At 47.4% G+C, this 8,874-nt stretch carries 9 protein-coding genes, 1 tRNA gene and 1 other annotated feature; of the genes, 1 reads left to right on the top strand and 9 read right to left on the bottom strand.

Features of this window, described 5'->3' with window-relative positions:
* Positions 1–2: 2 nt before the first annotated feature.
* The 9 genes from AB1466_03815 to AB1466_03775 form a co-directional block, all read right to left on the bottom strand.
* Entirely contained in the window at positions 3–518 is a 516-nt protein-coding gene (locus AB1466_03815; protein MEW6189224.1) for a hypothetical protein, read from the bottom strand.
* Positions 519–521: 3 nt separating this feature from the next.
* Entirely contained in the window at positions 522–905 is a 384-nt protein-coding gene (locus tag AB1466_03810) for a hypothetical protein (protein ID MEW6189223.1), read from the bottom strand.
* Between the two features lie 15 nt (positions 906–920).
* Positions 921–2,120 carry a hypothetical protein gene (locus tag AB1466_03805; protein ID MEW6189222.1) on the bottom strand — a complete coding sequence of 400 codons (1,200 nt, stop codon included), beginning with the start codon at positions 2,118–2,120 and terminating at the stop codon, positions 921–923.
* Between the two features lie 527 nt (positions 2,121–2,647).
* Positions 2,648–3,442 carry a PRC-barrel domain-containing protein gene (locus AB1466_03800; protein ID MEW6189221.1) on the bottom strand — a complete coding sequence of 265 codons (795 nt, stop codon included), beginning with the start codon at positions 3,440–3,442 and terminating at the stop codon, positions 2,648–2,650.
* A gap of 41 nt (positions 3,443–3,483) precedes the next feature.
* A complete protein-coding gene (locus AB1466_03795; GenBank protein MEW6189220.1) occupies positions 3,484–3,825 on the bottom strand; it encodes a YtxH domain-containing protein in 342 nt (113 codons plus the stop codon).
* 68 nt (positions 3,826–3,893) lie between these two features.
* On the bottom strand, positions 3,894–4,928 hold the full coding sequence (locus tag AB1466_03790) for a hypothetical protein (protein MEW6189219.1): 1,035 nt from the start codon (positions 4,926–4,928) through the stop codon (positions 3,894–3,896).
* A gap of 61 nt (positions 4,929–4,989) precedes the next feature.
* Positions 4,990–5,934, bottom strand: coding sequence for a D-alanine--D-alanine ligase (locus tag AB1466_03785; protein ID MEW6189218.1), 945 nt, complete (start codon positions 5,932–5,934; stop codon positions 4,990–4,992).
* 6 nt (positions 5,935–5,940) lie between these two features.
* A complete protein-coding gene (locus tag AB1466_03780) occupies positions 5,941–6,846 on the bottom strand; it encodes a PhzF family phenazine biosynthesis isomerase (GenBank protein ID MEW6189217.1) in 906 nt (301 codons plus the stop codon).
* Positions 6,847–6,857: 11 nt separating this feature from the next.
* Positions 6,858–8,105 (bottom strand): PLP-dependent aminotransferase family protein, encoded by a 1,248-nt coding sequence (locus AB1466_03775; protein ID MEW6189216.1) that lies wholly within the window; start codon positions 8,103–8,105, stop codon positions 6,858–6,860.
* Between the two features lie 53 nt (positions 8,106–8,158).
* Positions 8,159–8,398, bottom strand: a binding site (T-box leader).
* A gap of 101 nt (positions 8,399–8,499) precedes the next feature.
* Between AB1466_03775 and AB1466_03770 the strand changes: the two genes are divergently transcribed.
* Positions 8,500–8,576: transfer RNA gene (locus AB1466_03770), tRNA-Arg, on the top strand.
* Positions 8,577–8,874: the final 298 nt, after the last annotated feature.

Genomic DNA, 8,874 nt, shown 5'->3' with positions numbered 1-8,874 from the left:
AATTAGTTCCTTAGCTTCACCCTGGATATTAATGAAATACTACAGGCGGGGTCGGAAGAGCGAGTGACGGTGAGGGATATTTTGACCGCCTCGGCTGAACTGGGTGCCCAGGTTTGGTTATTGCTCGAATCGTAATAACTCAGTTGGAAGGAGCTCACGTCCTCTAGTTTAACCACGCCTCCGGAGTAACTTGCACCTTCGGTGCGCATGAGATTTTTGCCCGATAAATAATATCGAATTGTGACATCGCTGGTATTTTTGAAAGCTATCCGGTCCGCTTGAGCGTCGACAACCTGGGCAGCGCCTCTTATTTCCTTGCTCATATCATCCAAAGCTCTTTGCGAATCTCTTTGAATATCCCACTCGGTCCTGGTCAACTTCTCGGTCAGGATGCCACTGTAAAATAGGGCATAGACGGAGAATACTACCAGGAACAGTATCGCGGAACCTATAACCAGTTCCGCAATGGTACTTACGCCAGATTTCTTCTTAAGGATTCCTGAAATGCTTCCACCCATGAATTAAACTCCCCCATCCTGCAGGATATAGAAGGTATAGGAGGCCAGAGGTGCCCTACTATCCTTGGGATGTTCATAAACGTAGATTTTTACGGTATTCATCCCAACTTCTGGGCTGTCTATGGTCACCAATCTCTCAATGCCAAATTGCGGAGCTTCGCTGAGTTGATGGTAGGGTACCGTTGTAGCTGAGGCACCAAGCGACTTAACCTCCTCTGCCTCCTTTCGGGCTAAACTCGCCGCAATGACCCTGAATTTCGCCTTAGAACTTGTCTCCGAACTGAAAATGAAAGCGGGGAGGACCACGGCCGCAATGAGCATTACTAACGCCACGGCCACAACGACTTCGCTAATTGAAAATCCATCCTTGTTCTTAAGCCCAGCCATGAACATTTCCTCCCCTTACAGCTCCTTCCAAGAAACTATCCGATAGTCGGTACCGGGCAAAACTGGTGGATCTGATATCAAATCTGTATCGTATGTGAAAGTTGGATTGCCTGAGAGGTAGACATACTTAGCAGACGCAGCTCCAAATATTTCGGGATTACCAGAAATCGCCAAGGCACCATTGGGTGCGTAGAGAACTCCACCGAGTTCCGGATTTCCAGAAATGGTTATGGCATTGCCGCTTGCCAGACTGATGAAGGCCAGCTTATTGGTGCTACCCGGAGTGTAGGTGGAATTTCCGGAAAGCGAAATCGTGCCTTCGGCGACGATGGTACCATCTCCCGTGCTCCCATTCCCTGAAATTTGGACGTCACCGGTGACATAAACCACATCTCTTATCTCAACCTGAGCATCGCCGCTAACCCTCAAATTTCCGTGAATCACTCCCTGTACCACATAGGTGCCGCTCCTACTGATATTTACATCACCCCAGGTTTCTCCATTGACCAATGCTTGGTTATAAAAGCTAACTGCATCCAGGGTGGGGAAGTCCACTGGGCTTACTCCGGTTTGGGTCCCTTGAGTGAAAGTGGGATTACCGGAAATGATGATCGATCCTGTAGCCGTGGCTAAACCATCTATCTCGGGATTTCCACTAATTCTAATGTCCGTATTGGCATGTATGTTCCCCTTGTGATCGAGAGGAGCCGAATCGATTTTGGCGTTTCCAGACATATCTAAATTGAAGTTGGAAGCGATTGCATAATTGAAGACTTGCGGGAGTTGCTTCCTCGCTATGACCTCTACCGTTCTTGTCACCCAACCCGATCCATGCGATACTTTGACCATGCCCTTGGAGGTGATGGTCACCTCGTTCTCTCCGGGTCCATCCACAACCTTCATGGTGTACTTGGATTTGTTGTTTTCAAGCCAATATTCCACGGTACCATCGGGTCGCCAAGGAGTTGAATCATCCGCATGTCCACCGAGAGCCGAAGGGGTATTGAGATTCCACAACGCATAGTTGATTCCCGATTCAGCTACATATAGGGCATTGGTTTGACTCTTTTTAAACTGAGCGATTTGTATACCGCTCACAGTTAAACCAATGGTACCGGTGAGGAAAACCGTGAGCACGGCGAGGATCATCAAAGTGGTAAAGACGGCTACATAGCCCTCTTCTTTTTTCAGAGCGCTTATAAACCCGTTGTACATCCTTTGCCTCCAAAACCCAGCTTATTCCCCTTTTATTATCGGCATCCTCTGCCTATCACATTATAGATTTGGGATGGAACTTACCTTTCGCCTTTAACTCCTTGCGCTTTTATCAAGGTTCGCTCCAGGGAAAACTCCCTCTTAACCCCGGAAATTTCCATGAAATCGAGGGCTATGAGTCTTGGAGGCTTTAGTTGTATGTGAAGCAGATATAGGGAATAGGGGATATCTCTTCAGCCCGGAAGGTTCTCAAACCCGCAGCTCCAGTGGTTCCAGCATTGAAGAGGGTTTGACGCTCAGTTCGATCTCAAATCCATTTAAATCGTAAGAGGCTGGATCCAAAAGGGTTATGGACAATAAACTGAAGAGGAAAGCACAGAGGATGAGTAAGACGGTCTGTTAGAAATCATGAATCGCTTCACGTTTCATGGTAAGTGTAAGAAAGTGTCGGAGCCTCGCCTGTGAAAACCTTTGGAACTACACAAAGTTCTGTAGCGAGGCCTGCCTGTCGGCAGACACCTAATCTTTCAACTTTTTTCCTTGCTTTTCTGCCTTGAGGTTTGAATATCCTTCCACTTTTCCTGAGCCAAGGAAAAGCCCACGCTCAAAGCCAATTTGTGAAGTTTACCTGTTTCCTTTGCTTTGCAGACGTGCTCCTCGCCTATAACCTCTCCCTTAGCTATAATGACCTGGTCTTGGTCGTCTTTGATCGTCATCCCTGCGATTTTGCCCAGGCAATATGTCTCTTCTCTATCTCTAATGGCTCTATCAATTCCCTTTTTTGTCTTCGCAGCACTCTTGGCGAGATACTCAAAGGACTCCTTTAACCCGAAAGACTCTTCCTGAACCTCATCCGAGACGATTATTGCATCCTCACCCACACCGATGAGCATGGTTGCCGGTATGCCCCTTCTCCCCAGGGTTATATCCTTAATCAAACCCCGGGTCACCTCCAGTTCCCTAAGGGCTCCGGATTCCGCGTTTATTATTGCATCGCTTACGTCCCCCAACCTTGTGCCAGTTCTCGTTAAAACCGGGGTATTTAAAATTCCAACCTTCTTTGCAATCAACCTTCTGATCTCGGTATCCCGCTTTGAGGAGACCAAAACATCACGATTTGGAAGTATCAGTGCATTCTCTCCGATGCTTTCAACCCTCTCATACAGGACAAACTTAACTCCCCCCAAAAGACCCTTAATCCTAATAGCGATCACACGCAAGGACATGGTCTCTGGGTCGAAAACTACATTCTTTACCTTGCCTATCTCTTTGCCTTCTTCTAAAACAACCACCGGGAGATTCAAAATACCGCTTACTCTCATCGATCACAGTCCTCTATGCTCATGCTCTTTAAAGGAAAAAATCACTCTTTCTTCTCGGCCTTTTCCTTCGCCTCCATTTTCTCTTTAACCCTCTCTACCTGGCTTTTTATTTTCCCCCTCGCTTCCTCGATTTTCTCCTTCAAGCCTTCAGTTTTTTGACAGGCAACCTCCCTGCCGGACTCGATGACCTCGCGCAATTTTTCTTTCTGGACCTGATAAGCTTCCTTCCCGGTCTCCATGAGTTCTTCAGCCTTTGATTTCAGCTGCTCTCTGGTTTCCCTTCCGGGTCTGGGAGCGAAAAGTAAACCCGTCAGAACCCCAACAATTCCTCCAAAAATAAAGCCTATCAGTCCCGCCAAAAATCCGCCACGCCTTTCAGCCATTCTTCCTCACCCCCTCAAGAGTGTGCCTTTGTTTAACATCTTCATTGTAGGAGAAACCACTTCCCCTTTCAAGGAAAGGGTTTAACCCTCATGCAATTGATGTACAACGACTGAATGAACTTTATGGGAAAACCTCGACCGAGTATGCGGGCGGCCAAATCGATCCTTTTGTTGGGCATCCTCAATAGCCAACCTTGAATTCTTAAAAGGAGGGAAAAGGCAAACCGGTGTCCGTAGACGAAATGTTGGTACTCCTTTAACGCCTCCCCTAAGGCGCATTCCCCATCGATGACCTTTTGAATGATCTGCCCACACCTCTGCCCAAAATAAATGCTTTGTCTTATTCCCTCGCCGGTTGTTGGGAAAGCTTGTCCAGCGGAGTCGCCAACTAAAAATAGGTGACCAACGATGGGTTTTCGCAATTTATAGGGGATAAATCCTCCATGCACTCTCCCCATACTCAGTCCAAAACTGGCCACAAATTCTCTCAAACTGCCCATCAGATTCGTATTCCCATTATAGCTTCCCAACCCAAATCGGCACCTGTCTCCAGCGGGGAAAATCCAGGCATAACCGGTCTCAATCACCTTTGGATCCATGAAGAAAAAAAGCTCTTGGCACCGGTAGCGAACTTCGGTTTCCACTCCAAAAAAGAGAGCCCCTTTATTCACAAAATCCTTTTGGATGGATGAGGCGAGCCTCGCCCGCCATCCTGTACAATCCACAATGCAGGGTGAGAAAAAGGAGCCCTTGTCCGTAATCAACTGCCCATCTTCAAATCCCAAGACGTTGGCTTTTAGGAATTCTCCATGGAATTTGTGAGCCAATCGGAGACAGAATTCACGATAATCAAAGGTACAAAAGGGCTCCACGGTTTGATATTCCGTACATCCAAAGGAGGTTTGAAATCTTACCCTCCCCAGTATTTGAAGCACCGAATCCTCGCAGCCCAATGACCGCAATACCTCGTAATATGTGGCGCAGGCGGAGGTGGGCAAACTGCCTATATCCTTACGGTCGATCAACAGAATTTTTCCCCTAAGTTGGGTAGCGACCGACAATCCTGCGAAACTCGCTCCGGCGATGATGGCCTCGTACTTCATGTGACCACCGAATTATACCTCACCCTGAACTGGACTATTTTTGTCGATAATGCACCTGAATTTATCTTTCGAGTGCTAATCTCACTAGCTTGTCCACCAAATCTGGAAATTCCATTCCCGCCGCTTTGGCGGCCATGGGAAGAAGGCTCGTTTCGGTCATTCCAGGGCTGGTATTGAGCTCAAGTACGTAGGGAACCTCGTCCTCGCCAATTATCATATCCACTCGTGAGACATCGCGGCACCTAAGGATGCGATGAACTTTAACCGCGGTGTTCTGGACTTTTTCGGTGAGTTCCTTCGATATCCTTGCGGGCACGTAGTAATCGGTCATCCCCATTGTATACATGGACTCAAAATCGAAGAATTCTTTTTGGGGAACGATCTCCACCACAGGTAAGGGTTGGGGATCGGTATTTCCGATGATGCTTACCGCCACTTCCTTTCCCCTGATATATTCCTCCAAAAGTACCTTATCATCATAACTCAAGGCTCCAATCAAGGCACTGGGCAACTCTTCCGGCGTCTTTGCGAACTTTATGCCCAGAGCCGAACCCTGGCAGGCGGGTTTGACCACAATCGGTAAACCTATTTTTTTGATCACCTCGCCCAGAACACCCGAGGCTCCCATCTCCTTAAAGCTCCCCGAGCTCAGCGCATAGAATTTGGGGGTGGGGATTCCCTCGATTTGGAAAATTTCCTTTGATAGGACCTTATCGAAACCGACTATACTTGAGTAAACGCCTGGACCCGTGTAAGGGACACCGAGTATCTCCAGAAGCTCTTGGACCGTTCCATCCTCCCCGTACTTTCCATGGAGGGCGATATATACCAAATCCACATCTTCTCTTAGCAGGTTATCAACCAAATTTTCATCTATATCCAGTTGTATAACCTTGTATCCCTTTTCCTTAAGGGCGTCGGAAACCCTGCGGCCGCTTTTTAGCGATACCTCCCTTTCTAAAGAGCGCCCTCCCATGAGTACGGCAATTTTCTCTTTCACCTTCATCTCCCCCTATAGGAAAATTTCTCCTTCGAAGACCGTAACCGCCTTACCACCCACCTTAATCAGATGAACCTCTGTATCGGTGAAGTGCAATTCTATGATGATCTCGCTTGGACGGTTGAGAACATGCCCTTGCTCAGCGATGAGAGTAAGCGGTGAGTTTCCCCTTATGATCTTATTCTTCACCAGATAAGCTCCCAATGCTCCATTGGCAATACCGCTGGCGACCTCCTCCAGGATGCCAAGCTTTGGGGCAAACGATCTCGTGTGAACCACGGCAATGGGTGAAATCGTTTCAAGGGTGAACACGTGAGTACAAGCCCCGATGTCCTCATCGAGTTGAGCGAGGGAGTTAAAATCGGGTTTCATTTCCTGAAGGGCGGATAGATGCTTGAGTGGCACCATGAGCTTCGGCAAACTGGTGGAAACGATTTCTACCGGGAAACCGGCTCCGGTTATCTCTGACGTATTGATTCCAAGGACATCGGCCAACCTTTGCAGGGAGCCTTTGAAGGGAGCAAAAACTGGTTTTACCTGAGTTATCATGATCTTTCTTATCTCTGCTCCACGACAATGAATTTCAACGGGGAGGATCCCTGCCTTCGTTTGCTGAGCGATGTTCATAACGGGTCCCTTCGGGAAGAACCTCGCTTCCTCCACCAGGGTATGGACGGCGGCGATACTGGCGTGACTTAAGAGATTCACTTCAGTCCTTGGGGTATAAAAGCGAACTTTAAAATCAGCTTTCCTTTCGGTGGGTTTTAAAATGAATGCCGTTTGAAGATCCATTTCTCGAGCAATTTTTACCATTTCATCCTCGGTCAACTCGTCTCCCTCTGTTACCACCGCTATGGGATTGCCAGCAAAGGGCACAGAGGTGAAGGTATCGACCTGTTTGATCCTGACCCTCTTCATGGAAAACGCTCCTAAAGGTGTAATTTCTTGGCCACCGATTTATACAGTATGATGTACCTTTTAACGACCTTGGAAAGTCTCTTTATTCCCTCGTAAATGACCTCTTCTTCCGGGTAACAAAAGGCCAAACGCATGTAATTCTTACCGCTCGCATCGGCAAAGAATCCCCGACCCGGAACATAGGCGACCTTTTCTGAAATTGCCTCCGCCAACATCTCAGTGGTATCGACATACTCCGGTAAAGCCACCCAAACGAAGAAGCCTCCATGCGGCTTTGTCCATCTCACCTCGTCGGGGAAGAACTCCTCCAAAGCCTGGAGCATGGCATCCCTCCTGCTCCGATAAATTTCAACTAACTTCCCTATATGCCTCCTCCACAGATTGTGGGTAAAGTATTCCTCCACAACTCTTTGGGCGAAGGAGCTTGAGCACAAGTCGGCAGCCTGTTTCGCAAATATAAGCTTTTCAAGAATCGGTTTTGGCGCCACAACCCATCCCAGTCTCAAACCTGGAGAAAATATCTTTGAGAAAGTCCCCACGTAAATTACCGAATCGTCCATGGCTTTCAAGTTCTTTATGTCCTCTCCCTCAAATCTCAGCCGTCCGTAGGCGTTATCCTCCACGACGATTAAGCCATGATCCCTTGCCAAACTTAAGAGGCGTTTGCGTCTCTTCAGGGAAAGAGTGACTCCGGCGGGGTTGTGAAAATTGGGGATCAAATAAATGAATTTGAGGACCTCGCCCTTCTTTCTAAACTCTTCGAGGGTCTCCTGCAAAAGGTCGACCTGTAAACCATCCTTATCCAGTGGGATGGAGATAATATTGGCTTCATAACTGGCGAAGGCATTGAGTGCCCCCACGTAGCTCGGTGCCTCCACGATGATCCTATCGCCGGGATTGATGAAGATTTTGCTCAATAAATCCAAAGCTTGCTGTGCCCCGTCGGTGACCAAAATATCATCGAAATCAACCGTTATGCCCTCTTCCTCCATGAGCTTTATTATGTGCTTCTTTAACCCTTTATGCCCCTCAGATGGACCATATTGAAGGGCGGCACTTCCCTCCCGCTGCATGGCATGTTCCGTGGCCTCAACTACCTTCTCAAAGCGAAAGAGCCTCGTGTATGGCAGACCACCAGCGAGGGAGATAATATCCGGTCTCGCCGTGACGCTCAGTAAATCTCTAATCTCAGAAGATTTCATGGAAGCAGTTCTATGGGCATATAATTCCACCCATTTATCGAACTTGAATTCGGTCATGGATTTCACCCATCATTAAAGAATTCAATCATAGTAAACAAAAACCTCTCATCCTAGCGGACGAGAGGTTAATCTCGTGGTACCACCACTCTTCGCCAAAACCTTGCGATTCTGACCTCTGGAAGTACTCCATGATACCTCCGCCTTTAACGCGGCTCGCGTCCAAACCTACTTTCCGTTCGGCTTGGCGGCTCCGGGACGGCTTTCCGCAAGATACTAGTATCAGACTCTCACCTAACTCCGACTCTCTGTACCTAGCTAGTCTTACGTACTCTTCCCTTCCCAGCCTTTGAGCAATGGATTTGAAAAAAATAATATTACATCTTATCGAGGATGTCAAACTTGACCCTTGTCTGTGGGCTTCTTATAATCAAAGGGCAAGATATAAGATTGTGGGGCTGTAGCTCAGTTGGATAGAGCGGCTGCCTCCTAAGCAGCAGGTCGCGCGTTCGAATCGCGCCAGTCCCACCACTTAAGCGAAAAAGCTAAGAAAAGTCGACACTTAAGAGGAATTTATTGAATTATAACGAAGTGAAAACTACTAGTGGTCACCCGACTCATATGGGTTTCTCAAAGAGTCGGTTTTTATGTTTCAAATATTAGAGAGCTTAAAGTGAGTCTTATTTGCCACCAATTTAAGCTTTTGGTCTAAGATGATTTTAATAAAAATTTTGCCGAGAGTTTAAGTGAGGATGATACAGATGGCGAAGAAATTTATTTTAATGGGAATAATTGCAGCTTTAATTATTTTAACGTTTCCAACCGTTGC

Source organism: Actinomycetota bacterium, assembly GCA_040755895.1.
In the GTDB taxonomy this organism is placed as follows: Bacteria; Actinomycetota; Aquicultoria; order Subteraquimicrobiales; family Subteraquimicrobiaceae; genus Subteraquimicrobium.
This window is presented reverse-complemented; position numbering and strand designations above follow the sequence as displayed.